Genomic DNA, 26,399 nt, shown 5'->3' with positions numbered 1-26,399 from the left:
ACGCACGACGCAAAATGCGGCCCGCGCGAGCGAGCCGTCTTGCGTACGTTCTCTTTCATCCGGACTGTAACCGTCGGCTCCGGAATCGCACCGGATCTGCTGACCCTTCCGTTTACGCGGAAGGCGCTCGCGGGCTTGAGCGATCGAAATCGCCCTTACCGCCGGTGGGGACTTTCACCCCGCCCTGAGAACATTAACGGCGAAGGTATGGAGGGGCAGGAAGGTGTTGTCAATTGTCAACGATATCGCGGTCGTCCTAGGGCGGAGCAAGGAGCGAAGCGACGCGCGCAGACCCTAGGATCCATGCCGTGGCGCTAAGGCTTTGCAAAGTTCACAGAATTCTGCATCGTTGCGCTCGACGACGGAGGTCACGGCATGGATTCTCGGGTCAAGCCCGAGAATGACGACGAGCTGGGGGGAGATCAGCTAGTCACTCACGCTCCGGAAACATCGCCTTCAGCCCCTCGCGCGAGGCCTTGGCCACGCCGCGCTCGGTGATCAGCCCTGTCACCAACCTTGCCGGCGTCACGTCGAAGGCTGGGTTCGCCGCCGGTGTCGCATCCGGTGAGACCCGCACCTGCGCGATCTTGCCGTCAGCCGTCTTCCCCCACACCAGCGAAACCTCGTCGCCGGAGCGCTCCTCGATTGGGATTTCCTTCAGCCCGTCGGCCACTGTCCAGTCGATGGTGGGCGAGGGGAGCGCGACATAGAAGGGCACGTCATTGTCGGCGGCCGCGAGTGCCTTGAGATAGGTGCCGATCTTGTTGCAGACGTCGCCATTGGCGGTGGTGCGGTCGGTGCCGACGATCACCATGTCGATGTCGCCGCGCTGCATCAGGTGGCCGCCGGCATTGTCGACGATCAGCGTGTGCGGCACGCCGTGCCCGGCCATCTCCCAGGCGGTCAGCTGGGCGCCCTGGTTGCGCGGCCTCGTCTCGTCGACATAGACATGCACCGGAATGCCGGCCTCGGTCGCCAGGTAGATCGGCGCGGTGGCGGTGCCGTAGTCGACCGTCGCCAGCCAGCCGGCGTTGCAATGGGTGAGGATGTTGACGCTCTCGCCCGGCTTCTTCTTCGCCGCAATCTCCCTGATGATCGCAAGCCCGTTCTCGCCGATGGCGCGGTTCAGCCCGACATCCTCGTCGGCGATCTCCGCGGCGCGCTTGTAGGCCGCTTCAGGGCGTTCCACCGGCGCGAGCGGCTTGAGGTGCCGGCGCATCTCGTCCAGCGCCCAGCGCAGATTGATGGCCGTCGGCCGTGTCCGGTGCAGCGTCTCCCATACCGCATCGAGCGCTTCGTCCGACGGATCGTCTTTCATCTGGATGGCAACGCCATAGGCGGCGGTGACGCCGATCAGCGGCGCGCCGCGCACCCACATGTCGCGGATCGCGGTGGCGATGCCGGCGACGCTTCCGATCTTCTCGATGCGGAATTCATGCGGCAGCCAGCGCTGGTCGATGATCTCGACCGAGCGCTTGTCGTCGCTGAGCCAGATGGTGCGATAGTGGCGTTCGCCGACGTTCAAAGGCTCTTCTCCTGTTCGATCCGCGCGGCCAGATTGTTGACCTCGTCGATGCTGTGGATCTGGCGCCGGTTGACGGCGATATGGCGGCCGAAGCGCAAAGCCTTGGCTTCACATGTGGCGCGCAGGTCTTGATCGGCAATGGTCTCGAAATCGGCATTGTGAGCGAGACCCAGGATGCGGCGATGCACCTCGATGCCGGCAAAGCCGAGCAGGTCGGTCCAGATGGAATGCAGCATGTGGTCGAGCGCCTGCTCGGAGCCGAGCAGGTCGCCCTGATCCTCGAACAGGCTCTTCTGGTAGAGGATACCCGTCCGCTCGGTCCGCCACAGATGCGAGAACTCGGCGCGGAAGGTCGCCCAGGTCTCAGCCGTGACGCCGAGCAGATAAGCGCGCATGGAGTCGCGGCTGCCTTTTTCCTCGTGGCCGCGCTGCGAGAAGAAGGCCATCCAGAAATTGGCGAGCAGCATCCCGACATCGAAGGCGATCGGGCCGTAGAAGGCGAATTCCGGATCGATCATCCGGGTCTCGCTGTCGGTCACCATGATCGAGCCGGAATGCAGGTCGCCATGCAGCAGCGTCTCGGCATTGGCGGCGAACAGATGCTTCAGCCGCTGCGCCTCGACCTTGAGGTCGCGGTCGGCGCGCAGCTCGGCGACCAGGCCGTCGAGCTGCGGCGAGGTATGCCGGTTCATCTTGGCGTCGAAATAGGGGTCGGAGAACACCAGGTTCTCGGTGATGTCGCACAGCTCGACATTGTCGGCGAACAGCGCAAGATCGGCCTTGCGCTCCTTGGCTGCCATCGACAGGTCGGAGCCACGGAACAGCGTGCGCGCCATGAACAGGCCGATGTCGCGTGCGATGTTCGGCAATTCGCGGCCGTCGATCAGCGCCCGCCTGAGGATGATGTGCGGTGGCGCCAGATACTCCATCACGATCAGCGCCTGGCTCTCGTCGAAATGGTAGATCGCCGGCACCGAGCCGGGCGCACGGCGCTCTTGCCGGGTCAGCGCATGATATTCGAAGAAGGAGCGTTTTAAGGGCAGCGGCCAGCTGTCGCCGACCAGCCGCACATAGGGCAGCGCCTGCTTGACCACCGCGGCACCCTCGTCGCTTTCGACGATGAAGACGAGGTTGAGATTGCCGTCGCCGACCTCGCGTACCTTCCAGCGGCTGGTGTTGCTGCCGATGCGTTCGGTCAGGGCCGCGGTCTCGCCAAGGCGCTTCGGCAGCGTTTCCACCGACAATGCTTCGAACTTCCCGGTCATGCTCTCCCTCCTGCGCGTGGTTTCCGACGATAGCGGAGCCACGGCGGCGGGGCCAAGCTAGGAAGCGCTCTGGCAAATGTCAATCGTGTTGACAATTGCCGAATGAGCCCATAGCGTCACGATCCGGGAGGAATGGATGGGCGCAGATGCCGTGTTCCATGTGGAGGGCCTGAGGAAATCCTTCGGCCAGAACGAGGTGCTTGGCGGCATCTCGCTCGACCTCTTTGCGGGCGAGGTGACCGTGCTCATGGGCGCCAACGGCGCCGGCAAATCCACCCTGGTCAAGATCGTCAGCGGCGTCTACGAGCACGGCGCAGGCTCGATGCGGCTCGCCGGCAAGGCCTTCGACCCCCAGACCCCCGCCGAGGCCATTCGCGCCGGCGTCGTCACCGTGCACCAGAACATCAATGACGGCGTGGTCGCCGACCTCGACGTCGCCACCAATCTGACGCTCGACCGGCTGAGCGGCAAAGGCGCGTCGTTGCTTTTCAAGCCTGCCAATGTCCGCGCCGAGGCGAGAGCCGTCGCCGACCGCATGGGACTTGCCATCGACCTCAAGGCGCGCGTCAGCGACTTGTCGTTGGCGGATCGGCAGATGGTGGCCATCGCCCGCGCCATGGCGCACAAGCCCAAGGTCCTGATCCTCGACGAGCCGACCTCCTCGCTGTCGAGCGCCGAAGCCGACCGGCTGTTCTCGCTGATCGACCGGCTGCGCGGGCAGGGCGTCGCCATCCTCTATATCTCGCACCGGATGTCCGACATCAGGCGACTGGCCGACCGCATCGTGTCGATGCGCGACGGCGTGGTCTCCGGCATTTTCGACCGGAAGCCGCTCGATTATGAGGGTGCGGTCAACTCCATGCTCGGCCGCAAGATCCATCTCGACAAGGTCGTTGCCAGAAGCTCGGCCCGAGCCGTCTTCACCGCCGAGGGCCTGCGGCTCGCGCAAGGTTCGCGGCCGATCTCGATGACGCTCGGCGCCGGGGAAGTGGTGGCGATCACCGGCCTGGTCGGCGTCGGCAAGACGGCTTTGGCGGAGACGCTCTTCGGCGTGCGCCGGCCGCTCGCCGGCAGCATGCACATGGACGGCAAACCCTACGCGCCGGGCTCGGCGCGCGAGGCGATCGCCGCCGGCGTCTTCCTCGTCGCCAAGGATCGCGCCGCGAGCGGCATCGTCGGCGGCTTCAACATAGAACGCAACATCAGCCTGCCGTTCCTCAAACGCATGTCGGACCTCGGCGTCATGAAGAAGCGCGCCGAGCGCGCCGCTGCTCGCCGCCAGATCGACGAGCTCGGCATCGTCTGCCGCTCGGAGAAGGACGAGCTGTCGGCGCTCTCCGGCGGCAACCAGCAGAAGGTGATGGTGGCGCGCTGGATGTCGCAGGCCTCACGCCTCTCCATCCTCGACGAGCCTTTCCAGGGTGTCGACATTTCGGCGCGTCGCGACATCGCCGCCAAACTAAGAGCCAGCGCCGACGGCCGCGCCACGCTGATCTTCGTCACCGAGATCGACGAGGCGCTGGAGACCGCCGACCGCATCCTGGTGATGTCGGAACACACGATCGTCGGCGAGCACCGCAACGATGACATCGATCTCGACCGGCTGCTGGCGGAAGTGGCCGGCGGACCGCTTCACAGCGCGGCGTGAGATCGCAGGATGACGAGACCCGGAGTGCAGGCATGAGTTCCAGTTTGGCGGGCAAGGCAACGGCACGGGAGCGTTCGATGACGTTGCGCGACTACGCCATCCGCTACGGCTTCATCGTCCTGCTGGTCGGGTTGATCGCCTATTTCGCGGTCGCCGCCGACGGCTTCGCTTCGCCGCAGAGCGCTGTGTTCATCTTCCAGTCGGTGGCCATCACCGGTGTGCTGGCGCTCGGCGTCACCGCGACGCTGGTCGTCGGCGGCTTTGATCTCTCGATCGGCTCGGTCGCCACCAGCGCTATGATGGCGGCCTCCTATGCCATGGTCGTGCTGGAGCAGAACGCCATCATCGCCGTCATCGCCTGCCTTGTCATCGGCGTTATCGTCGGCCTGATCAATGGCTGGCTGATCGTCTATATGCGCGTGCCCGATCTTCTGGCGACGCTTGGCATGATGTTCCTGCTGCTCGGCCTGCAGCGCATTCCGACGGAAGGCCGCTCGATCGCCACCGGCATGACCATGCCCGACGGCTCGATCGCCAACGGCAAGTTCTCCGAGGCGTTCCTGGCGCTCGGCCGCCACCGCATCGACTTCTTCATCCCGAGCCTGATCCCGGTTTCGGTCGTCGTGCTCGTCGTGCTCGCGGTGCTGATCTGGTTCTTCCTAGAATACACCCGCTTCGGCCGCATGATGTATGCCGTCGGCAGCAATGAGAGGGCGGCCGAGCTCGCCGGCGCGCCTGTCAAGGCATACAAGATCTGGGCTTATGTGATTTCGGGAGCTTTCGCCTCGATCGGCGGGATTTTGCTCGCCGCCCGGCTTGGACGCGGCGACATCGCCTCGGGTAATAATCTGTTGCTCGACGCAGTCGCGGCGGCGCTCATCGGCTACGCGGTGCTCGGCGCCGCCAAGCCAAACGCCTTCGGCACGGCTGTCGGCGCGGTGTTCGTCGGCGTCCTGCTGCAAGGCCTGACGATGATGAACGCCCCTTACTATACGCAAGATTTCGTCAAGGGCGCGGTGCTTGTCGTCGCCCTTGTCTTCACCTTCGCCCTTTCCGGCAGGGGCAAGAGATAGTTTCGACCGGGGCATAACAAATGGAGGAAAACCAAGTGAGCATCACAAGAAGACTTTTGGGGAAGGCGGCACTCGGCCTCGCCGGTGCGGCGCTGCTGATGCAGGGAACGGCGCTTGCCGCGGACCGTCCGGCGCCGTTCGACAAGCCGGGCGTCAAGATCGCGCTGGTGCGCTATCTGTCGACCGGCGACTTCTTCCAGGCCTATCTCTCCGGCGTCGAGGCGCAGGCCAAGGCGCTCGGCGTTGATCTGCGCGTGCTGGACAGCCGCCAGGACGCAGCGCTCCAGGCCGACATGGTCGATCAGGCGATCGCGCTCGGGGTGCAGGGCATCATCATCCAGCATGGCCTGACGGAATCGATGAAGGACGCCGCCCAGCGCGCTGTTGACGCCGGCATCAAGGTCGTCGCCTTCGACGTTAATGTCGAGAACCCGAAGATCCCGCAGGTCGAGCAGTCCGACCGCGACCTGGCGAAGCTCGCGCTCGAGCAGGCCGTCAAGGACAATGGCGAGAGCTGGAAGGCCGGCTATGTCTATGTCGCCGGCATCGCCCCGCTCGACCGACGCAACGAGACCTGGGTCGACGTGAAGAAGAAGTACTCGGGCATCAGCGAGGTCGCCATGTTCGGCACGCTCGACAACCCGATCGCCAACTCCGTCGCCAACCAGGCGCGCTCGGTGCTGCAGGCGCATCCCGACATCAAGGTGATGTTCGCGCCCTATGACGAGTTCGCCAAGGGCGTGAAGATCGCCGTCGACGAGGCGGGGCTGAACAAGGGCATCAAGATCTATTCGGCCGACATCTCGACCTCGGACATCGCCGCCATGCGCGAGCCGGACAGCGCCTGGGCGGCGACCGCCGCCACCAACCCGGCCGTCGTCGGCCAGGTCTCGGTGCGAGCGCTGGCGCAATTGCTCGCCGGCGAGGATCCCGGCCACAACGTCATCGTGCCGCCGACGCTGATCACCCAAAAGGAGCTGATCGACAAGGACATCAAGAACATGGAGGACCTGTCGGCCAAGCTGCCGCAGTTCGCCCATGCCGATGTCGCGATGCCTGCCTGGATGCCGAACCCGAACGCTAAGTAAAGTTCGGACGGTCGCAAATGAAGAGAGCGGTCCAACGAGCCGCTCTCTGTTTTTCAGCCGGTCCGAGGCGGTCTATCGCTGCCAGAAGGGCAGCTTGGCGATCTCCGCCTCGAGCTCTTTTCTCGTCAGCCCGATATCGTCGATCAGATGCGGATTGTCCGTCGCCATGCGCTTGAGCTCGAAGCGGAAATAGGCCTGCTTGCGCCGCTCGGCGATAAGGCTGCGCAAGGCCGCCAGGCTAAAGCGCCCGCGCCTTGAGCGCGTTGCCGGTGCCGCCGCCAGACACGTAGAGGGCGTGAAGCTATCGTTCATGGCAACCTCCATCGAATGAGGGTTTTGAACCCTCGACCTGATTGAGATTGCAGTGTGCCGCAGGCGGCCGGCGGCGTAATTAAGCCGTCCCAAATAGTTCTCAAAACTTCCAAATCGGCTGGAGCGTCTCACCGTTTCACGGAAACGGTGAGACGCTCTATCCCCTTGTTTTTACGCAATTCCGGACGGAAAACCGCTTCACACTTTTCCTGGAATTGCTCTATAGATCGCCGCATGCAGGGATCGCGCTTCGCTTTCGGACCGTTCGTGCTTGATCCGGGCGCGGGAACGCTGCTCCGGGGCGATGTTCCCGTCGCAGCCGGCCATCGCGGGCTGAAGCTGCTGGAGGCGCTCGTCGCACGTCCGGGCGAAATCCTGGCCAAGGCCGAGCTGATGGATGCGGCCTGGCCGGGCACCGCCGTCGAGGAAGGCAATCTCACCGTCCAGATCGCGCAGCTCAGGAAGCTGCTTGGCCCGGCGGCCGGTGGCGGCGAGTGGATCGCGACGGTGCCGCGTGTCGGCTACCGCTTCACAGGTACCGTCGAACGGCCCGACGCCACACGCAAACCCTTGCCGCTGCCCGACAAGCCGTCGATCGCTGTGCTGCCATTCGTCAATCTGAGCAGCGATCTCGAGCAGGATTCTTTCGCAGACAGCCTGACCGAAGACCTGATCACCGATCTCTCCCGGATCCCGGGCCTCTTCGTCATCGCGCGCAACTCGGTCTTTGCCTACAAGGGCAAAGCCATGGATGTGCGGGCCATCGCCGGGGAGCTTGGCGTGCGCTACCTGCTGGAGGGCAGTGCCAGGCGCGCCGCGAGGCGGGTGCGCATCAACGCGCAGCTGATCGACGCGCTGAGCGGCGAGCATCTCTGGGCCGAGCGCTTCGATCGCGGCCTTGAGGACATCTTCGCCGTTCAGGACGAGGCGACAGGCAAGATTGTGGAAGCGCTGCTCGGGCGGCTGCGCGCATTGCCGGAGCGCAACCGGCCGAAGAGCCTCGAAGCCTATGATCTCGTCGTGCGGGCGCGAAAACTGTTCGACGAGTCGCCGCAAATGGCGCGCGAAGCGCATCTGATGCTGACGCGCGCGATCTCGCTCGACCCGGACTATGCCGAGGCCTATCGCTGGCTGGCCATGAACCATTGGATGGGCTGGGTGCATTGGGGCGAGCCGTTCGAGCCCGCCCGCAGCACGGCCCTGGAACTGGCGCGCAAGGCCGTGGCGATCGATCCCAACGATGCCGGTTGCCGCTGGGTTCTGGCGAACCTTCTCGCCTATGAACGCGATTTCGAACGGTCCGAGGCGGAATTCGCCAAGGCGATCGAGCTCGATCCGAACGAGGCCGATATCTGGGCTACATTGTCCGACATCGACGTGCTGGGCGGGCGGATAGGCGAGGGCCTGGAGCACATCCGCAAGGCCTTCCGGCTCAACCCCTTTCCGCCGAGCTGGTATTATCTGACGCTCGGCCAGGCACAGTATGCGGCCCGTGACTACGAAGCGGCCGTCGAGACGCTGCGTCGGGACGAGACCTACCGCACAAGCTCGCGCCGCTTTCTGGCGGCAAGCCTGGCGCAGCTCGGCCGTCTCGACGAGGCGCGCACCGAGGTCGCGCTGTTCCTCGTCGGCAATCCGCATTTCTCCACGCAGCGCTGGGTCGAGACGGAGCCGTTCCGCGACGACGCGATGCTTGAGCATTTCGTCGACGGCTTCCGCAAAGCCGGCCTGCCGGAGTGATGTGGCCACGATGACGGCCTAGTCGCCCCAGCGCAGGATTTTGACCCGTCGGCTCTGTTTGCGTTGTCAGGTGGCATGCGTTGGAGATTGGCCGAAACGCCCATCGCGGTCGTCATTCCAGGGCGGAGCAGGAGCGAAGCTCCGTCGCGCAGACCCTGGAATCCATTCCGTTACTTTCGCCAAGGCGTGCAACGGAGCAGAATTCTGCACCGTGGCGGCGCTTTCAAGTCGCGGAATGGAATATGGTCTTCGCCGCGTCGCTTCGCTCCTTGCTCCGCCATAGAATGACGAGGTTGGGGCGGCTTCAACCAATTCCCGGCGTTTGCGCCGATTTCACGAAAATGGGCGGAGATCCTGCGCCAAGACAAACGGCAACTCGCGTCCAATTCCTCAGGTCTTTTTCACCGGCCGGCGCGCGCCAACCCATGCGCCACCAGGCGGTCGATGACCTCCGGATAGCTGACGCCGCTCGCCGCCATCGCCTTGGCGTACATGCTGATGTTGGTAAAGCCAGGAATGGTGTTGAGCTCGTTGATCAGGAAATGCATGTCCGGCATCAGGAAGAAGTCGACGCGGGCCATGCCGTCGCAACCGAGCGCCCTGAACGCTCTTGCAGCCGCATCGCGCATGGCATCCTCGACCTCCGGTGAAAGGTCGGCCGGCACGATCAAGGCCGCGCCATTCTCGTCGACATATTTGGCGTTATAGTTGTAGAAACCGTGGCTCTCCGCAGGCACGATCTCGCCGGGTCGCGAGACGAAGAGTTCGCCCGCGGGGCTCTCCAGCACGCTGTATTCGATCTCGCGGCCACGGACGAATTCTTCTGCCAGCAGCTTGCGGTCGTGCCGGAAGGCTTCCTCGAGCGCCCGATCGAATTCCTGGCTGGCATTGACCTTCGCGACGCCGACCGACGACCCCTGCCGCGCCGGCTTGATGAACAGCGGCAGGCCGAGTTGGTCCTCCAGTTCGGCGAGCGAAGGCGCGGCACCTTCACCGATCGTCACCGAGCGCGCGACAGGCAGTCCGGCCGCTTTCAGCAGCCGCTTGGCGATATCCTTGTCGAGTGCCGTCGCGGAGCCGAGGATGCCGCAGCCGGCGAGCGGCACGCGCGCCACCTCGGCCAGGCCCTGCACCGCGCCGTCCTCGCCATGCAGGCCGTGCAGCACCGGAAACAGGATATCGATGGCGGGCAGGTCGTGGGGCACGCCGCCGGCGGAGATCGCCAGCATCCGTCCATGGCCGCCCGGCACCAGGCAGAGCTGAGTGCCGGCCGACGGCGCCGCCAGCGCGCCATCCTCGAAGCCGCTCAGCAGCCATTGCCCTTCGCGGGTGACGAAGATCGGCACGGCGTCGTATTTCGCCAGCTCCAAGGCAGCCATGACGTTGGTTGCCGAAAGCAGCGATACCTCATGCTCGGCGGAGCGCCCGCCGAAGAGCACGCCGATACGAAGTCTTTTTGCCGCCATCTGGAACTCCACCAGTGATCAAGGTTGGAGCCCCGCATGCGAAACACCAGGCGCCCCTTGAACTGGCTGAGCATTACGCGAAGGATTGGAGTGGATTTTGACGGGGTCCAGCAGTTCTTCAGCAGAAGCCTGAGAGGCCTTCAGTCCGGAACCGCGTCAACACGGGGACGTCTTCGTTTTCGTAGAATGACGAACCGCTCCAGGAGTGGGTGCCATTGCCTGGTCAGCGCAGCGCGGCCGCGATGTTGCCACCGTCAGTCGCGGCCCTCACTCGTTGAAAAGGTCCGAATGAGAACCGGTTCGTGCAAGCTGCAGTTCGTCATTGGCAACGCGGTAGATCAAAAGCCAATCCGGTTCGATGTGAGCGTCGCGATAGCCTTTCCATTCGCCTTTCAGCGGGTGGTCCTTGTAAATCGGCGGCAGTTCATGTTCGCCGATCAACAGACCCAATATCTCACGCAATTTGCCAAGGTCTTTGCCACGCTTCTCCATACGCTTCACATCCCGGCGAAATTGCCCGGAGCGAACGGGGATCAACATGTCAGATTTCCAGATCCTTGAACAACTCGTCGGCCGAGGCGAAACGCTTGCCCTTACCCTTCTCCAATTCGGCCATCGCCTTTCGTGTGGTTGCGTTCGGGACTTTCACCGGAAAGGGAAATTCCTTGTCGGCGGCGACACGGACCAGCAGTATGCGAATAGCGTCGGAAACCGACAGGCCCATAGCCGCCAAGGCTTCCATGGCCTGATCCTTGGTTGCGCTATCGATCCGAGCGCGGACTACCGTATCTGTTGCCATATTCGACTCCTTTTTAGCTACAATGTAGCTACAAAGGGGCATTCCCGCAAGCCTGCTGTTTTACAGGACTGGCATTAGCGCAGGGCTGCCGCGATGTTGCCGCCGTCCACCGTCGTCACATTCGCCGTGGTGCGCTCGGCCAGCGCCTGATGCAGGAAAGCCTGGGCGACGTCGTCGGCCGTCACTTCCTGCCCGAGCAGATTGCCGGACATGTATTCCTTTTCCGACACGCCGCGCGCGCCGGAACGGCTGGCGATCATCGCGTCGGTCAAGAGACCCGAGCGGATGCGATCGGCATTGACCGCATTGGAACGGATGCCATACGCGCCGTAGTCAAGCGCATATTGCCGCGACAGGAACAATGTCGCGGCTTTCGGGATGCCATATGCGCCGAATTTCGGGCCGGGATTGATCGCCTGCTTGGAGGTGTTGAAGAGGAGCACGCCGCCGGTGCCTTGTTCCAGCATGATGCGCACCGCGTTCTGCGCCGCTGACTGGTGGGCGAAGAAATTGAGTTCGAAGCTCTTGCGCAGCGTGGCATCGTCCAATTCGCCGATGCGGCCTTCCCAGGCTGCACCCGCATTCGAGACCAGGATATCGACGCCGCCATAGATGGCGACCGCCTTGTCGAAGGCGGCGCGCATCTCGTCAGGCTTGGTGATGTCGGCGCCGACGCCGATCGAGTTGTTGCCGGCCGCCTCCGCCGCTTCCGCGGCCTTGGCGGGATCGAGGTCGACAATCACAGCATGCGCGCCATTGGCCGCGAACAGCTTTGCCGTCGCGGCGCCGATGGCGCCGGCGCCGCCGGTGATCAGCACCACCTGGCCGGTCAGCGGCTTCGGCTTGTTCGAAGCGAGCTTGGCCTGCTCGAGCGACCAGTATTCGAGCGGGAAGAGGTCGGCCTTGGAGAGCGGATGGAAATTGCCGATGGCTTCCGCGCCACGCACCGCCTCGATCCACATCTCGCCGACATCCGACGCGATCTTGGCGTCCTTCAGCGTGCGGCCATGGCCGAACATGCCGAGGCCCGGCACCAGAGTCAGGCGCGGCATCGGGTCGAGCATGGTGCGCTTGACGTCGTCCAGCGCGTCATTGGTCTCGAAATAGGCGGTGTAGTCCTTGACGAAGGCATCGACATGGCTGCGGATGGCAGCCTTATAGTCGCCGGGCTTGTCCACGTCGGGCGCCGGTACCGCCATCGGCCCGGTCTTGATGCGGATCGACAGGTCCGGCGTCGACACCCCGCGCCCGGCCAGCTCGGCGATCTTGGCGGTGTTGATGAAGTCGACGATCGCGTCCGAGGTGCGGAAGTCGCTGATCATGCGGTCGAAGCGGCCTTCGCCGCGCGCCACGGCAACGGCACCGCGCAATGTCGGCGCGATGTCGCTGGGCTTGGCAAGCTTCGCCGGCAGCGCTGCCTTGGCCGGCTGCGGCTTGCCGTTCCTGGCGACATAGTCCTCGGCCATGGTCACATAGTGGATCATGCGGTCATAGGCCTGCTTGGCATCGTCGCCGAAGGTGAAGATGCCGTGCTTGTCGAGGATGAGGCCCTCGACTTTGTGGTCGGCGTCGAAGACTTCCGCCGCGGCCTTGGCGAGGTCGAAGCCCGGCTTGATGTAGGGCACGTAACCCATCTTGTCGCCGAACACGGTCTTGATCAGCGGCTTGCTGTCTTCCTGGTCGACGATGGCGAGGATCGCCGTCGAATGCGTGTGGTCGACGAACTTGTGCGGCAGGAAGGCATGCAGCAGCGTTTCGACCGACGGGTTGGGCGAGGACGGATCTATGAGGTTGGAGCGCTGCAGGGCCACCATGTCCTCGTCGGAGAGCTTGTCCAGAGAGCGCGCCTTGAGCAGCGCGCCCATCTTCACCGCTGGCAGGCCCTGCGGCTCGATGACGGCCATGTCCCAGCCGCTGCCCTTGACGCAGAGCACGTCCCATTCGTCGCCGACCAGATCGGTGGCTTTGGTCTTGCACGAGGTGTTGCCGCCGCCATGCAGCACCAGGCGCGGCTCGCCGCCGAGCAGTCGGGTCGTGTAGACGCGCAGCGCAAGGTCGCGGCCGACGCCCTTCCTGGCATAGTCGGCAACCATCTTTTCCGCGTCGGCGTCATTCCAAAGGTTCTGCATGTCGATCCGTCCGATTCCGTCTTTTCTTGCTCATGAACAGAAGGCCGCGACGTCGTGATGACAGAAGCGGCGAAGGTGGTTTTCTACGAGGCCTTTTTCGTTGCCGCGCCGGCGTGCTGGAGCAGGCGCTCGGCCATATGCGCGCCGACCACCAGATGCGTGCACAGCCCGCCGGCGATGGCCGCAAGCAGCGGCTCGAACTTGGTGTCTTCCTGCACCACCATCAGTCGCTTCTCGATGGCGCGTAGCGAGGCGAGCTCGGCGGAAATGACGCGCCTGTTGTAGCTGCAGTCGAGCACTTCGCCCCTGGTGTCGATGATCTGCCCGGCGATGACGCCGGCGGCACCTTGGCTGCGCAACGCTTCCATCTCGGCCGGCGACAGCGCGCCGCATTTCACCAGATGGCTGTCGGCGTCGACCGCGCCCACCGAATAAAGCGCCAGATCGCAATCGGCGATGCCGGCCAGCTGGTCGCGGATCACCGGCTCGGCGCGCAAACCTTGCGCCAGGCCTTCCGTCGACAGAACCAGCGGGGCGTAGAAGTTGAGGCCCTTGGCATTCAGCCGTCGCGCGATCTCCATCGTGCACTGGTCGGGCCGGTAGGAATAGGGCGCGCCGAGGTTGCCGCAGAGCTGCACGACGGTGACGTCCTGCAGGTCGGCATAGGACATGATGTCGGCGATGGTGTAGACGGTGCGGCCCCAGGCGACGCCAATGCGGTCGCCTTTTTTCACCAGCTCGAGAAAGACGCTCGCCGCCAACACGGCGATATCGGTCGAGGGATCGGCAAGGTAAGCATTTTCCGGCGCGATCCAGACGGCGTCGAGCCCGAAGGCGTCTTCAACCTTGCGCGCCATGACGTCGTCGGTGAAGAGCTGGGTCGAGGTCGAGATGTTGACGATGCCGGTCTCGCGCGCCTTGCGCAGATACATGGCGACCGAGGCGCGAGAAATGTTGAGCTGGCTCGCCACTTCGTCCTGACGCAGGCCATGCGCATAGTAAAGCCAGGCGGCCTTGTGGATGAGCTGTTCTGCCGGTCTGATCGCCATGCCGCCTCCTCGGCTGACATTAGTCACGGCTCTCGACAAAAGTCAAATTTGCATGCGTGAGCGGCGATCGCCTAGCGGTGCGGCGCAATCCGGATCGCCATTCCACCAAGCCGGCGCAGCATAGCATTTTCAGCCACGAAGGGGGGATAGCGTGACGGCGGCCCTAAGGTTAGAAAGTTCGAAAAGATCATCGGGGAGAATGGGATGGCCAATCCCTACGAACAGGATCTCGACAGGAACGCCGCCAATCACCAGCCGCTGACGCCGCTCACCTATCTCGAGCGCGCGGCCAAGACCTATCCCGACCATGTCGCCATCATCCATGGCCGCCAGCGCATCACCTACCGGGATTTCTGGCGTCGCTCGCTGAAGCTTGCCTCGGCGCTCGCGAAGCACGGCATCGGCAAAGGCGATACGGTGACAGTGATGCTGTCCAACACGCCGCCGATGCTGGAAGCGCATTTCGGCGCGCCGATGACCAAGGCGGTTCTGCATTCGCTGAACACCCGCCTCGATGCCGCCGTCATCGCGTTCCAGCTCGACCATGCCGACAGCAAGGTGCTGATCGTCGACTGCGAGTTCTCGGGCGTCGTCAAGGAAGCGCTGGCCTTGGCCAAGGTGAAGCCGTTGGTCATCGACTATGACGATCCGGACTATGCCGCCGACGCGCCCTATCCGAAGGGCGAACGGATCGGCTCAGCTGATTACGAGGAGTTCGTCGCCGCCGGCGACGAGGCTTTCGCCTGGTCGATGCCCGATGACGAGTGGGACGCCATCTCGCTCAACTACACCTCCGGCACCACGGGCAATCCGAAGGGCGTCGTCTATCACCATCGCGGCGCGGCGCTTATGGCCTATACCAACACCATCCATGCCGGCATGGCCAAGCACGCAGTCTATCTGTGGACGCTGCCGATGTTCCATTGCAACGGCTGGTGCTTTCCCTGGACTTTGGCCGTGCAGGCCGGCACCCATGTCTGCCTGCGCTGGGTGCGGGCGAAGCCGATATACGACGCCATCGCCGACCACGGCGTCACGCATCTGTGCGGCGCGCCGATCGTCATGTCGGTGCTGATCAATGCCAAGGACGAGGACAAGCGGCAGTTCGCGCAGACCGTGACCTTCAACACCGCCGCAGCGCCCCCGCCGGAGGCCGTGCTGTCCGGCATGGCCGATGCCGGCTTTGCCGTCACCCATCTCTATGGGTTGACCGAAACCTACGGGCCGGCCGTCGTCAACGAATGGCACTATGAGTGGGACGCGCTGGAGAAGGGACCGAGGACGCAGAAGAAAGCGCGCCAGGGCGTGCGCTATGCCGCGCTCGAAGGTCTTGCGGTGATGGATCCCAGTACGATGATGGAGACGCCGGCCGACGGCGGGACCATCGGCGAGGTCATGTTCCGCGGCAACATCGTCATGAAGGGCTATCTGAAGAACCGCAAGGCGACCGACGAGGCCTTCGCCGGCGGCTGGTTCCATTCCGGCGACCTCGGCGTCATGCATCCGGACGGCTATATCCAGTTGAAGGACCGCTCGAAGGACATCATCATCTCGGGCGGCGAGAACATCTCGTCCATCGAGGTCGAGGACGCTCTCTACAGGCATCCGTCGGTTGCCTCGTGCGGTGTGGTTGCCCGCGCGGACGACAAATGGGGCGAGGTCCCGGTCGCCTATGTCGAGCTGAAGCCCGGCAAGAGCGCGACCGAGGCCGAGATCATCGAGCACTGCCGAGGGCTGCTGGCGCGCTTCAAGGTGCCGAAGGCGGTGGTGTTTGCCGAAATCCCGAAGACGTCGACGGGGAAGATCCAGAAGTTCCGGCTACGGGAGATGGCGAAGGGGGTGTGAGCGCAGCCCCCAGGACTCCGACAATTTTCGCCGGCACCAGTGAGGTCGTCATCCTAGGGTGGAGCAGTCGCGAAGCGACGTCGCGGAAACCCTAGGATCCATTCCGTGACCATGCGGCCGTGCTCCAACGGGTCGACAATAGCCGTCAGCGAATGTTAGGCGGATATCAGCGTAACTTGTTGAGCCGGCTTCGTTCTTCGGCAAATGCCGCGGAATGGATCCTCGGGTCTGCGCGCGTCGCTTCGCTCCTTGCTCCGCCCGTGGATGACGACGTCACAGCCGCAGTATGCAACCGCCAACATCGCTCATCGCATGCTTGTTCCTGTCACCACCTGTCACCAAATTATACGCGTACGTCGATTTCGCGTTGACTCCTCGCCGCTTTCGTTTTACGACTGATGAAAATTGAAATTCGTCACTCATCAAAACGAAAGCGCTATGTCAGAAGCCGCCAACATCGTGGCAGACCCCGCCAGACAGGAGAATGTGACCCGCATTCTCGACTGCGCCGAGCGCCTGTTCCGCCACTATGGCTACGGCAAGACCAATGTTGCCGACATCGCTCGCGAGCTCGGCATGTCGCCCGCCAACATCTACCGCTTCTTTGCCTCCAAGGTCGAAATCCACCAGGCCGTCTGCGGCCGCATGCTCGGCGCCAGCTACAACATGGCCTACGAGATCATGCACCTCCCGATCAGCGCCGAGGAGCGACTGAGCCGCTATATTCATGCCCAGTACAAGATGACGCTCGAGACCATGCTGGACGAGCAGAAGGTGCATGAGATGGTCATCGTCGCGCTGGAGCGCGACTGGTCCGTCATCGACAAGCACGTCAACAGTATCCACGACCTGTTCGCCGAGGTGATCCGCGAGGGCATCGAGGCAGGCGAGTTCAGGCAGCAGGATCCTGAAACCGCCGCGCGCTGCTTCGGCGCCGCCACCGTCATTCTGTGCCACCCGCAGATGGTGGCGCAGTGCCTTGCCAAGACCAACCGGGCAATGCCCGACGAACTTATCGACTACGCCATCAGAGCCTTGAAATAGAAGCCGTCCGCCGCGTGCGGTCGACAGATCATCTCCAGTTCGGGAGTGCTAAAGTGTCTTTGCCCAGTTCCATCCTCCGCAGGCTGCCGGCCGCCGGCCTCCCCGCCATCGGCATCGTCGTCGCCGCGCTTGCCCTTGCCGGCTGCAGCCAGGAAAAGGCCGAGGTCGTTCAGGAAGTCGTCCGGCCGGTCAAGGTGGTCGAGATCGGCGAGGCGCGGACCACTCGCCAGCTCGACTACTCCGGTTCGGTGCGCGCCCGCACCGAGATGAATCTCGGCTTCCGCATCGCCGGCAAGGTTACCGAGCGTCTGGTCGATATCGGCCAGCATGTGAATGAAGGCGACGTGCTCGCCCGCGTCGACCCGTCTGACTACGAGCTGTCGGTGAAGAGCGCGCAGGCCAGCCTCGACGCCGCCGAACGCCAGGTCGAGACCGTCGATCTCGCCAGAAAGCGCGCCGAGCAGCTCTATGCCAAGAACTTCGCGCCGAAGTCGCAGCTCGATCAGGCGCGGCTGGCCTACGACCAGGCTGTGGCGACGCGCGATGCCGCCCGCTCGACGCTGGCCCAGGCGCAGAACCAGGTCCATTACACCGATCTCAAGGCCAGCCAGGCCGGCATCGTCACCGCCATCTCCGCCGATGTCGGCCAGGTGGTCGGCGCCGGCACGCCGGTCATGACGGTCGCGGTGGACGGCGAGAAGGAAGTTTCGATCGCGGTGCCGGAGATGGATATTGCAGGGTTCAAGCCCGGCAAGGAAGTCAAGGCGAGCTTCTGGTCGGACGAAGGGCTGACGCTTGACGGCAAGGTCCGCGAGGTCGCCGGAAGCGCCGATCCGCAGTCGCGTACCTTCGCTGTCCGGGTTTCGCTGCCCAACGATCCGCGCGTGCTGCTCGGCATGACGGCCAATGTCGAGGCAACCGTCGGCAGCAAGGCGCAGCTCGTGTCGATCCCGCTGACCGCGATGACCGAGAAGGATGGCAAGCAGATCGTCTGGACGGTCGACCGCGCCTCCGACACAGTCCATCCGCGCCCGATCAAAGTCGCCAATTTCACTGCCGACGGTGTCGCCGTGGCGGACGGCCTTAAACAGGGCGACGTCGTGGTGGCGGCCGGCACACAGTTCATGACCGAGAACCTGAAGGTCAAGCTTGCAAGCGACGCTCAGCAATCCGCCTCGGCGGAGGACGACGTCGCGACCACCAGCAGCCTGCACTGATGCTTGTCGCCCAAAAGTGCGAAGCGGTTTTGGGACAACGACATGCATCGAACTAAAACCTGAAGTCAGGCGTAACGAACGCCTTTCCCGCTCTCGCTGCCTGCGCCGCGAGCCGGGGAAAGCATGGGTTCCGGGCGGCGAACGCCCCGATCGTGAGATGCCGGCATGTTGGCTCCCCCGCAGCAGTGCCGCGTCAAGCGCGATTTGCGAGTCTCTCTCCGCTTGAGGGGTCTCGCCGCCCGGAAGCCCACCGAACTGGAAGCGGCATGCCGAGCGAGCGTGCCTTGCCGATCAATTGGACTGGAAGTATGCCATGACCACCAGCGACAGCAGCACTGAAAAGCGGCCCTTCAATCTTTCGCGTTGGGCGATCGGACATCCAAGCATCGCGCGATTCCTGTTCGGGCTGATCATCCTTGCCGGCGCGCTCGGCCTGATGCGCATGGGCCAGAAGGAAGACCCCGACTTCACCTTCCGCGTCATGGTGGTGCAGGCGATCTGGCCCGGCGCCTCGATCCAGGACATGGAGGATCAGGTCGTCAACAAGATCGAGCGCAAGCTGCAGGAAACGCCGCATCTCGATTTCGTCCGTTCCTACACCCGCGCCGGCAGCGCCATCATCACCTTGCAGGTCAAGGGCGACACCAACACCGATGAAGTGAAGGACGCCTTCTACCAGGTGCGCAAGAAGGTCGGCGACATCTCCAATGAATTGCCCCAGGGCCTGCTCGGCCCCTATTTCAACGACGAGTTCGGCGACACCTTCATCACGCTGCATTCGATCAGCGGCGACGGCTTCACCTATCCGGAGCTGAAGAAGTTCGCCATCCAGGCGCGCGACATGCTGTTGACGACGCCGGGCGTCGAGAAGGCCGTCATCATCGGCGACCAGCCGGAGAAGATCTATATCGACGTCTCGTCCAAGGCGCTGGCCGAGCGCGGCCTGACCATCCTTGACCTGCAGAACGCCGTGAAAGGGCAGAATGCCGTGGATCCGGCGGGCTCGGTCGACACCGGCCTGCGCTCGGTGCGCATCTCGGTCGAGGGCGACGTCACCAAGGCCGCGGATATCCGCGAGCTGAGGCTGCGCTCCGGCAACCAGGTGACGCGCCTCGGCGACATCGCCACGGTCTCTTCCGGCCTCCAGGATCCTTACGACAACAAATACCTCTTCAACGGCCATCAGAGCGTCCAGCTCGGCGTCGTCATGGCCAAGGGTTTTAATGTCAGGGACGTCGGCACGGATGTCGAGGCGACCTATCAGCGCTTTGAGGCAGGGCTGCCGTACGGCGTGTCGGTCGATCAGATCTCCGACCAGCCCCAGGTCGTCAAGGACGCGGTGAGCGAGTTCATGGAGGCGCTCGGCGAGGCGCTGCTGATCGTGCTTGCAGTCTCGCTGCTGTCGATCGGTTGGCGCTCGGGCCTGGTGATCGCCATCGCCATCCCGCTCGTCTTGGCCGCCACCTTCGCCATCATGTACGAGATCGGCATCGACCTGCAGCGCATCTCGCTCGGCGCGCTCATCATTGCTCTCGGTCTTTTGGTCGACGACGCCATGATCGTCGTCGAGATGATGGAGCGAAAGCTGGAGGAGGGGCTGGTCAAGATCGAGGCAGCGAGCTTCGCCTACACCTCGACCGCCTTCCCGATGCTGACCGGCACGCTGATCACCACGGCCGGCTTCATCCCGGTCGGCTTCGCCGCCTCCACCGCCGGCGAATATGTGCGCACGCTGTTCTACGTCGTCGGCATCGCGCTGGTCGTGTCGTGGTTCGTCGCGGTCTATTTCACGCCGTGGCTGGGCTACATGATCCTCAAGCAGCGCAAGCATGCCGGCACCCATCACGACGTGTTCGACACCGGCTTCTATCGCCGGCTGCGCGCCACGGTCACCTGGGCCGTGCGCCACCGCATCATCGTTCTGGTGATGACGCTGGTTACCTTCGCCACCAGCCTGTGGGCCTTCCAGTTCATCCCGCAGAACTTCTTCCCGCAATCCTCGCGCCCGGAAATCCTGGTCGACCTGTGGCTGCCGGAAGGCACCTCGATCAAGGATGTCGAAAACCAGGCCAGGTCGTTTGAGGGCAAGATGGCGGGCGATCCGGACAAGCGCTTCATCGCCACCTATATCGGCGAAGGCGCGCCGCGCTTCTTCCTGCCGCTCGACCAGCAGCTCCGTAACCCGAATTTCGCCCAGCTGCTGGTCATGGCCAAGGACGAGCCGGCGCGCGAGCGGCTGATCGTCAAGATGCGCAAGATCCTGGCGCAGGACTTCCCCTCGATCCGTGGCAAGGTCGACCGCCTCTTCCTCGGTCCGCCGACCGGCTGGCCGGTGCAGATGCGCGTCATGGGCCCGGACCGCAAGGAGGTGCGCCGTATCGCCGACGAGGTGAAGGCGAGATTCCAGGCCAATCCGCTGCTCGGCGCCATCCATGACGACTGGCTGGAACCGGTGCCGGCGATGAAGCTGGTGATCGACCAGGATCGAGCCCGGGCGCTTGGCGTCACCTCGCAGCGCATCCGCCAGATGCTGCAGGCCACCATGTCCGGCGCGCCGCTTGACGACTTCCGCGACGGCGAGGAGACGGTCTCGATCGTCGCCCGCGAGCCGGAGGCGACCCGTCACCTGCTCTCTTCAGTCGACTCGGTCTATATCCCGACCGACTTCGGCGGCTCGGTGCCGCTCTCGCAAGTGGCCAAGGTCGTGCCGGTGATGGAGCAGGGCGTCGAATGGCGGCGCGATCGCCTGCCGACGATCAGCGTGCGCGCCACGCTGCCGGATGGGGTGCAGTCGAACGACGTCGTCACCAAGATGTACAACGACATGAAGGACCTGCGCGCCGGCCTCGCTCCCGGCTACAAGGTCGAGATCCAGGGCGGTGCCGAGGACTCGGCCGAAAGCCAGGCCTCGATCGCCGCCAAGGCGCCGATCATGCTCGCCGTCATCGTCGTGCTCCTGATGGTCCAGCTGCAGCATTTCGGTAAGTCGATGCTGGTGCTGGCCACCGGTCCGCTCGGCATCATCGGCGCCGCCGCGGCGCTGCTGATCAGCGGCGCGCCGTTCGGCTTCGTCGCCATCCTCGGCGTCATCGCGCTGCTCGGCATCATCATGCGCAACTCGATCATCCTGGTCGACCAGATAGACCAGGATATCGCCGCCGGCATGGAGCGATCGGAAGCGATCGTGGGTGCAGCCGTGCGCCGCTTCCGGCCGATCATGCTGACCGCGCTGACCGCCGTCCTGGCGCTGATCCCGATCTCGCGCGGCGTCTTCTGGGGGCCGCTGGCCTACGCCATGATGGGCGGTATCCTCGTTGCCACCGTGCTCACCATCCTGGTGCTGCCGGCCGGCTACGCCCTGTTCTTCGGACGCGCGCCGAAGAAGGCCAAGGCCGACGAGCAGGCACCCGAGCCGGAGAAGGTCGAAGGCATCGAAAGACCGCAGCTGGCCTTGGCTGCGGAATAGAAATAGACGTGGCAACCTGCATCATCCGCCATCGGTGAAAGCCGGTGGCGGATGATCTGCATCAAAGGTCCGCGGGGGCTGGGGCAAGATTTCGGCAAAACAGAATTGCTTTTCAGCAACGCGGATGAAGGTTCGACGCTGCGCGAGAATCTCGGCCCGAAGCGTCCAGAAGATCGGCTCTTTGCAAGCGAGGCGGTCCGAAAGGCCGGTTTGATGCCGAGATCGAGGCGATCGGCAAAAAAAGAACGGGCGCGCCGAGGCGCGCCCGTCTGTCTTCAGGCTGCCGTGTCAGATGACGAACACCCAGTTGGCGATCAGCATCACCGCCACGCCGGCGATCAGCGTCAGGTAAGGCAGCATGCCCGCCTTCTTGACCGAGAGGTCGGCCCCCGCCATGCCGAGGTCTGCCAGCATATGTTCGGGGAACTTGCCCTTGTCCTGGATGTAGTGGCGGAAGCAGAACACCGGAATGATCAAGGCAGCGGTGATCAGGCCGGCCCACAGCGCCATCGGGTTCCACACCTTGGCGCCGGCGCCCATGAAGATGGCGTTCACATAGGCGAAGATCGCGCCGATGCCGAGCAGCCAGGTCGGCGCCTTCCAGGGACGGTTGATATGGCCGTTGTCGATGCGATGGATCCAGCCGGCATTGAGGTTGAGGAAGTTGAAGATGATGTAGCCGCAATTCGACACGGCGAGGATGAAGAAGAAGCTCGTCGCGTCTGCAGAGGCGATCGCCAGCACGATCAGGTTGAAGCAGAGGTCGGTCCACATCGCCCGCGTCGGCGCGCCATGCTCGTTGACGTGGCTGAGATAGCGCGGCAGCCAGCCATCGACCGAACCCTGGTAGAGCGTGCGCGAGGAACCGGCCATCGCCGTCATGATGCAGAGCACCAGGGCCAGGATCATCAGCATGACCAGCAGGCTGTGGATCAGCTTGCCGCCGCCGACCATGCCGGCCAGCGCGTCGGCGACGCCCGAGCCGTCGACGATCGGTGTCGCCAGCATGCCGTTCAGGCCGAGCACGCCCTGGAAGGTGAACGGCACCAGGATGAACAGCAGCATGCAGAGCAGGCCGGAATAGAAGATCGCCTTGAACGTGTCGGTGCCGGGGTTCTTGAACTCCGACGTGTAGCAGACGGCCGTCTCGAAGCCGTATGTCGACCATGCCGCGATGAACATGCCGCCCAGCACCAGCGTCCAGCCGGCGATGTTCCATGAACCCGGGTCGGGCGCGTAGGCGGTCGCCAACGGCACCAGCGGCGAGAAATTCGCCCAGTCGATCTGGCCGGTGAAGATCGGCACGACGCCGACGATCAGCATCGGGATGATGACCAGAAGGCCGATATATTTCTGCACATTGGCCGTGCCGAGGATGCCGCGATGCTGGATCGCGAAGATGATCAGCATCAGCACCGCGCCGATGAAGAAGGTGGCGTTGAAGGTGAAGGACACTGGACCCAGCGTATGGCTGAACAGCGACCAGGTGCGGATCGCGGGCGTGGCGGCAGCCGCCACCGCGGCGATGGCGTCGGCAGGCGCCGTTCCGGCATGCGCGGCGATGTAGGCGACGACTTCCGGCGACGTCTCGGTGAAGGCCGGGATCGGCGCCAGTGCGTTGAGGATGTAGGCGGCGGCGATCGAGCAGCCGAGCGACAGCACCGGCGACCAGGCGAACCAGTTGCACCACACCGATAGCGGCGCGATGAACTTGGAATAGCGCAGCCATGCCGTGGCGCCATAGATCGAGGCACCGCCGGACTTGTTCGGGAACAGGCCGGCGATTTCGGCATAGGTGAAGGATTGCAGGAAACCCATGATCATGGACACCGTCCAGATCAGGAAGGCCAGTGTTCCGGTCGTGCCGGCAATGCCGCCGATCGAGAACAGGACCAGCGCTGGAACGCCGCTTGCCACCCAGAAGGCGCCGCGCCAGTCGATATGCCTGAGCAGCTTGCTTTCGACAGGCTGCTCGAGGGCCGTGCTTATCGTGCTCATATCTTGTGTCTTCCCCTTTTTGTTGTTCCCCGCCAGCGATGCTTCGGCTCTTGCGAAGCTTGCTCCCCGGCAAATCGGCGTCGGCCTGTCGTGTTTCCACTCAGTCGTATTTTTTTCTTAAGAGTGAAGATTGATCCGGCGCGCTTTCGCGTCAAGCGTTTTGTGGATGTCATGCACATCGCACTTGCGAAACAGGCGCTTGCCTACTCCCACAAGGGAAGAAGGCAAGGGTTGCCGCTATCAGGAACGTGGCTTGGTTTTCTGCGGATCGTAATGGGCGAAGGCCACGACACGCGCCGGCAGCCGCTTGGCGTGGCCGTCGAGCTTGCCGATCTCGACCTCCGTGCCGATCTCGGCATGGGTAACGTCGAGCCGTGCCAGCGCGATAGTCTTGCCGAGCACCGGCGAGCGCATGCCGGAGGTGACGACGCCGATCTGGGCGCGGCCGACATGGACGCAGTCGCCATGGCCGACGGCGACATTGGCATCGATGTCGAGGCCGACGAGCTTGTGTTGCGGATGCTCCTTGCGCCGGATCAGCGCGTCGCGGCCGATGAAGTCTTCGGCCTTGGTCTTGAGCGGCACGGTGAAGCCGATGCCGGCCTCGAACGGATCGGTCTGGTCGGAGAATTCGTAGCCGGCGAAGATCAGTCCCGCCTCGATGCGCACCATATCGAGCGCCTGCAGGCCCATCGGCTTCAGCCCGTGCGGCTGGCCGGCCTCCCAGACGGCGTCGAACACTTTTTCGGCGTCGCGCGGATGGCACCAGATCTCGTAACCGAGCTCGCCGGTATAGCCGGTGCGCGAGACCACGACAGGCACGCCATTGCCGCCGCCGATGCGCGCGACGGCGAAGCGGAACCATTCGAGCTCGCTGATCGAGGGCTGCACTGGCGAGGTCCAAACGACTTCGTTCAAGATGTCGCGGCTCTTCGGACCTTGCACGGCGATGTTGTGCATCTGGTCGGTGGAGGAGCGCACCAGCACGTTGAGGCCGAGTTTTTTCGCCGTCTCGCGGAGCCATTCGCCGGAAAGATCGTCGCCGCCGACCCAGCGAAAATTATCCTTGCCGAGCCTGAGCAACGTCCCGTCGTCGATCATGCCGCCATGCTCATAACACATCGCCGTGTAGACGACCTGGCCGACCCCGAGCTTCTTGACGTCGCGGGTCAGCGTGTATTGCAGCAGCGCTTCGGCATCCGGACCGGTGACCTCGAACTTGCGCAGCGGCGACAGGTCCATGATCACCGCGGCCTGCCGGCAGGCCCAGTATTCGGCGATGGGGCCTTCCTTGGCGAAGGAATTGGCGAGCCAATAGCCGCGATATTCGACGAAGTCGCGCGTGTGCTTGGCAAAGCTCGAATGAAAGGCTGTCTCGCGGGTCATTTTCGGTTCCGAGTCGGGCTTCATGCGTCTGGCGATCGCTCGCGAGAATTTGTGCTGGCCTGAATAGGCGCGCACATGGATGTCGGTGAGATCCCAGCCATTGGCGGGCGTGGTGTCGTCCGGGCAGGCCGAGGAGACGCAGACGATGTCGGTCAGGGCGCGCAAGAGCACATAGTCGCCCGGCCGCGACCACGGCTCGTCCGACACCATCACGCCATGCGCATCGATCGCCGTGTTGAAGAAGAAGTTGATCGCCATCCAGCCGGGGCGGGGCGTCACACCGTTGTCCGAGAGCGCCTTGTTGAAATTCTCCGAGCAATTTGTGTGTCCGGGATAGCCGATGTCGTCGTAATATTTGGCGGCGCAGGCGAGCGCGAAGGCGTCGTGCCGGCCGCATGTGTCCTGCACCACCTCGACCAGCGGCTCCATGTCCTGATCGTAATATTTCGAATGCAAGCCGGGCATCGGATAGGCCGAACCCATCAGCGTGCGGGTCGTCGTCACGTCGAGCGGCAGGTCGCGGCCCTTGTCCAGCTTGCGCGCGGAAAAACACTGGAAGTCGGTGCATTGCCGGCCATCGACATCGATGATCTGCAGATAGTCGCCGGCCTTGACGAAATAGGCCTCTGCGGTCGCCGACTTCACCCGAAGATCAAGCACGGGATCGGCAAGCGGATCGGGAAGCTGCGACCTGTTCTTCAGGCGGATCGTGGCGCGCCGCACCAGGACGGTAAGCGGCGTCGCGGTGTTGTGGCCGTCGACCAGCATCGGCCCGCCGGGCGCCGCGATCAGCAGCGCGCCCCCGCGCTGGATGGCAAAGCTCTGCTCCGTGCCGGCGGGCGTGGCGCCGCCGAACACACGCACGGCCTTCGGCTGGTCGAGTTGCACCTGCCGCCGCTCGAGGCTGAGGCGCAGCGCCGCAAGGCCGTCGTCGTCTTCGGCGAGCAGCGCCTTGATGCCGGCGGCGTTACTGTTCGATCGTTCGCTAAAAATGCCGGGGTCGGTGATGCCGGACTTGTCCCAGGCCAGCAGCTCACAGGGCTGGCCGCCCTCGACATTGCTCACGCTGACGCTGTCACCGGCCTCGACGTCGATCAGCGCCGCACCATTGCCCTGGACGGTATATCGCTCCGTTCCCGGCGGCAGGCTGATCTGGCCGGGCCTAAGGATCAGGCTCGGCTTGGGCGGTCCGGACAGGACGGCGGGGTAGGGCGACTGGCTCATCTAAAACCCTCCTCCGAGCGAGAAACAAGTTTGCCTGTGTGTAAAATTATTTTCGCTGAGAGAATAGCAGGGGGAATGCGTTTGGCAAGCACCGGCTTCCCTTCTCCCCTTGTGGGAGAAGGTGG

General features: G+C 63.9%; 18 protein-coding genes and 1 riboswitch. Of the genes, 8 read left to right on the top strand and 10 right to left on the bottom strand.

Going from position 1 to position 26,399, the window contains the following annotated elements:
* Window positions 1-43: 43 nt before the first annotated feature.
* Window positions 44-196, bottom strand: a riboswitch (FMN riboswitch).
* A 234-nt stretch (window positions 197-430) separates the two neighbouring features.
* Both mtnA and mtnK read right to left on the bottom strand, forming a co-directional pair.
* Window positions 431-1,525 (bottom strand): S-methyl-5-thioribose-1-phosphate isomerase, encoded by a 1,095-nt coding sequence (mtnA, locus tag FJ980_RS13440; RefSeq protein ID WP_140543388.1) that lies wholly within the window; start codon window positions 1,523-1,525, stop codon window positions 431-433.
* On the bottom strand, window positions 1,522-2,790 hold the full coding sequence (gene mtnK, locus FJ980_RS13435) for an S-methyl-5-thioribose kinase (RefSeq protein WP_140543386.1): 1,269 nt from the start codon (window positions 2,788-2,790) through the stop codon (window positions 1,522-1,524). The genes mtnA and mtnK overlap by 4 nt, the downstream gene beginning before the upstream one ends.
* A 136-nt stretch (window positions 2,791-2,926) precedes the next feature.
* Between mtnK and FJ980_RS13430 the strand changes: the two genes are divergently transcribed.
* From FJ980_RS13430 to FJ980_RS13420, 3 genes are all read left to right on the top strand, one after another.
* On the top strand, window positions 2,927-4,438 hold the full coding sequence (locus FJ980_RS13430) for a sugar ABC transporter ATP-binding protein (RefSeq protein WP_140543384.1): 1,512 nt from the start codon (window positions 2,927-2,929) through the stop codon (window positions 4,436-4,438).
* 77 nt (window positions 4,439-4,515) lie between these two features.
* A complete protein-coding gene (locus FJ980_RS13425; RefSeq protein WP_140543413.1) occupies window positions 4,516-5,511 on the top strand; it encodes an ABC transporter permease in 996 nt (331 codons plus the stop codon).
* Window positions 5,512-5,546: 35 nt separating this feature from the next.
* Window positions 5,547-6,599, top strand: coding sequence for a substrate-binding domain-containing protein (locus FJ980_RS13420; RefSeq protein ID WP_140543383.1), 1,053 nt, complete (start codon window positions 5,547-5,549; stop codon window positions 6,597-6,599).
* Between the two features lie 72 nt (window positions 6,600-6,671).
* On the opposite strand, the gene FJ980_RS13415 is transcribed toward FJ980_RS13420, so the two are convergent.
* A complete protein-coding gene (locus FJ980_RS13415; RefSeq protein WP_140543381.1) occupies window positions 6,672-6,911 on the bottom strand; it encodes a DUF1127 domain-containing protein in 240 nt (79 codons plus the stop codon).
* 234 nt (window positions 6,912-7,145) lie between these two features.
* On the opposite strand from FJ980_RS13415, the gene FJ980_RS13410 reads away from it, so the two are divergent.
* Complete coding sequence (locus FJ980_RS13410; RefSeq protein ID WP_140543379.1) at window positions 7,146-8,651, top strand: winged helix-turn-helix domain-containing tetratricopeptide repeat protein; 1,506 nt, start codon at window positions 7,146-7,148, stop codon at window positions 8,649-8,651.
* A gap of 401 nt (window positions 8,652-9,052) precedes the next feature.
* Here the strand turns inward: FJ980_RS13410 and FJ980_RS13405 are convergent, their stop codons facing one another.
* The 5 genes from FJ980_RS13405 to FJ980_RS13385 form a co-directional block, all read right to left on the bottom strand.
* A complete protein-coding gene (locus tag FJ980_RS13405; protein WP_140543377.1) occupies window positions 9,053-10,117 on the bottom strand; it encodes a D-alanine--D-alanine ligase family protein in 1,065 nt (354 codons plus the stop codon).
* A gap of 267 nt (window positions 10,118-10,384) precedes the next feature.
* Complete coding sequence (locus tag FJ980_RS13400) at window positions 10,385-10,657, bottom strand: type II toxin-antitoxin system YafQ family toxin (protein WP_140543375.1); 273 nt, start codon at window positions 10,655-10,657, stop codon at window positions 10,385-10,387.
* Window position 10,658: 1 nt separating this feature from the next.
* Window positions 10,659-10,916, bottom strand: a complete 258-nt coding sequence (locus FJ980_RS13395; RefSeq protein WP_140543373.1) for a type II toxin-antitoxin system RelB/DinJ family antitoxin — start codon at window positions 10,914-10,916, stop codon at window positions 10,659-10,661.
* Window positions 10,917-10,990: 74 nt separating this feature from the next.
* Window positions 10,991-13,045, bottom strand: coding sequence for a bifunctional aldolase/short-chain dehydrogenase (locus tag FJ980_RS13390; RefSeq protein ID WP_140543371.1), 2,055 nt, complete (start codon window positions 13,043-13,045; stop codon window positions 10,991-10,993).
* 83 nt (window positions 13,046-13,128) lie between these two features.
* Window positions 13,129-14,094 (bottom strand): sugar-binding transcriptional regulator, encoded by a 966-nt coding sequence (locus FJ980_RS13385; protein WP_140543369.1) that lies wholly within the window; start codon window positions 14,092-14,094, stop codon window positions 13,129-13,131.
* A 204-nt stretch (window positions 14,095-14,298) separates the two neighbouring features.
* On the opposite strand from FJ980_RS13385, the gene FJ980_RS13380 reads away from it, so the two are divergent.
* From FJ980_RS13380 to FJ980_RS13365, 4 genes are all read left to right on the top strand, one after another.
* Complete coding sequence (locus FJ980_RS13380; RefSeq protein ID WP_140543367.1) at window positions 14,299-15,939, top strand: acyl-CoA synthetase; 1,641 nt, start codon at window positions 14,299-14,301, stop codon at window positions 15,937-15,939.
* Window positions 15,940-16,377: 438 nt separating this feature from the next.
* Window positions 16,378-16,983 carry a TetR family transcriptional regulator gene (locus FJ980_RS13375; RefSeq protein ID WP_140543365.1) on the top strand — a complete coding sequence of 202 codons (606 nt, stop codon included), beginning with the start codon at window positions 16,378-16,380 and terminating at the stop codon, window positions 16,981-16,983.
* Window positions 16,984-17,036: 53 nt separating this feature from the next.
* Entirely contained in the window at window positions 17,037-18,200 is a 1,164-nt protein-coding gene (locus FJ980_RS13370) for an efflux RND transporter periplasmic adaptor subunit (RefSeq protein WP_140543363.1), read from the top strand.
* Between the two features lie 313 nt (window positions 18,201-18,513).
* Window positions 18,514-21,666, top strand: coding sequence for an efflux RND transporter permease subunit (locus FJ980_RS13365; RefSeq protein WP_140543361.1), 3,153 nt, complete (start codon window positions 18,514-18,516; stop codon window positions 21,664-21,666).
* 288 nt (window positions 21,667-21,954) lie between these two features.
* Here FJ980_RS13365 and FJ980_RS13360 read toward each other — a convergent pair whose 3' ends face one another.
* Both FJ980_RS13360 and FJ980_RS13355 read right to left on the bottom strand, forming a co-directional pair.
* Window positions 21,955-23,664 carry an APC family permease gene (locus FJ980_RS13360; protein ID WP_140543359.1) on the bottom strand — a complete coding sequence of 570 codons (1,710 nt, stop codon included), beginning with the start codon at window positions 23,662-23,664 and terminating at the stop codon, window positions 21,955-21,957.
* A 240-nt stretch (window positions 23,665-23,904) separates the two neighbouring features.
* Entirely contained in the window at window positions 23,905-26,274 is a 2,370-nt protein-coding gene (locus FJ980_RS13355; protein WP_140543357.1) for an aminomethyltransferase family protein, read from the bottom strand.
* Window positions 26,275-26,399: the final 125 nt, after the last annotated feature.

Source organism: Mesorhizobium sp. B1-1-5 (assembly GCF_006443065.1).
Taxonomy (GTDB): Bacteria; Pseudomonadota; Alphaproteobacteria; order Rhizobiales; family Rhizobiaceae; genus Mesorhizobium.
Note: the sequence above shows the minus strand (reverse complement) of the source record. Positions and strands in the feature narration are given on the sequence as shown.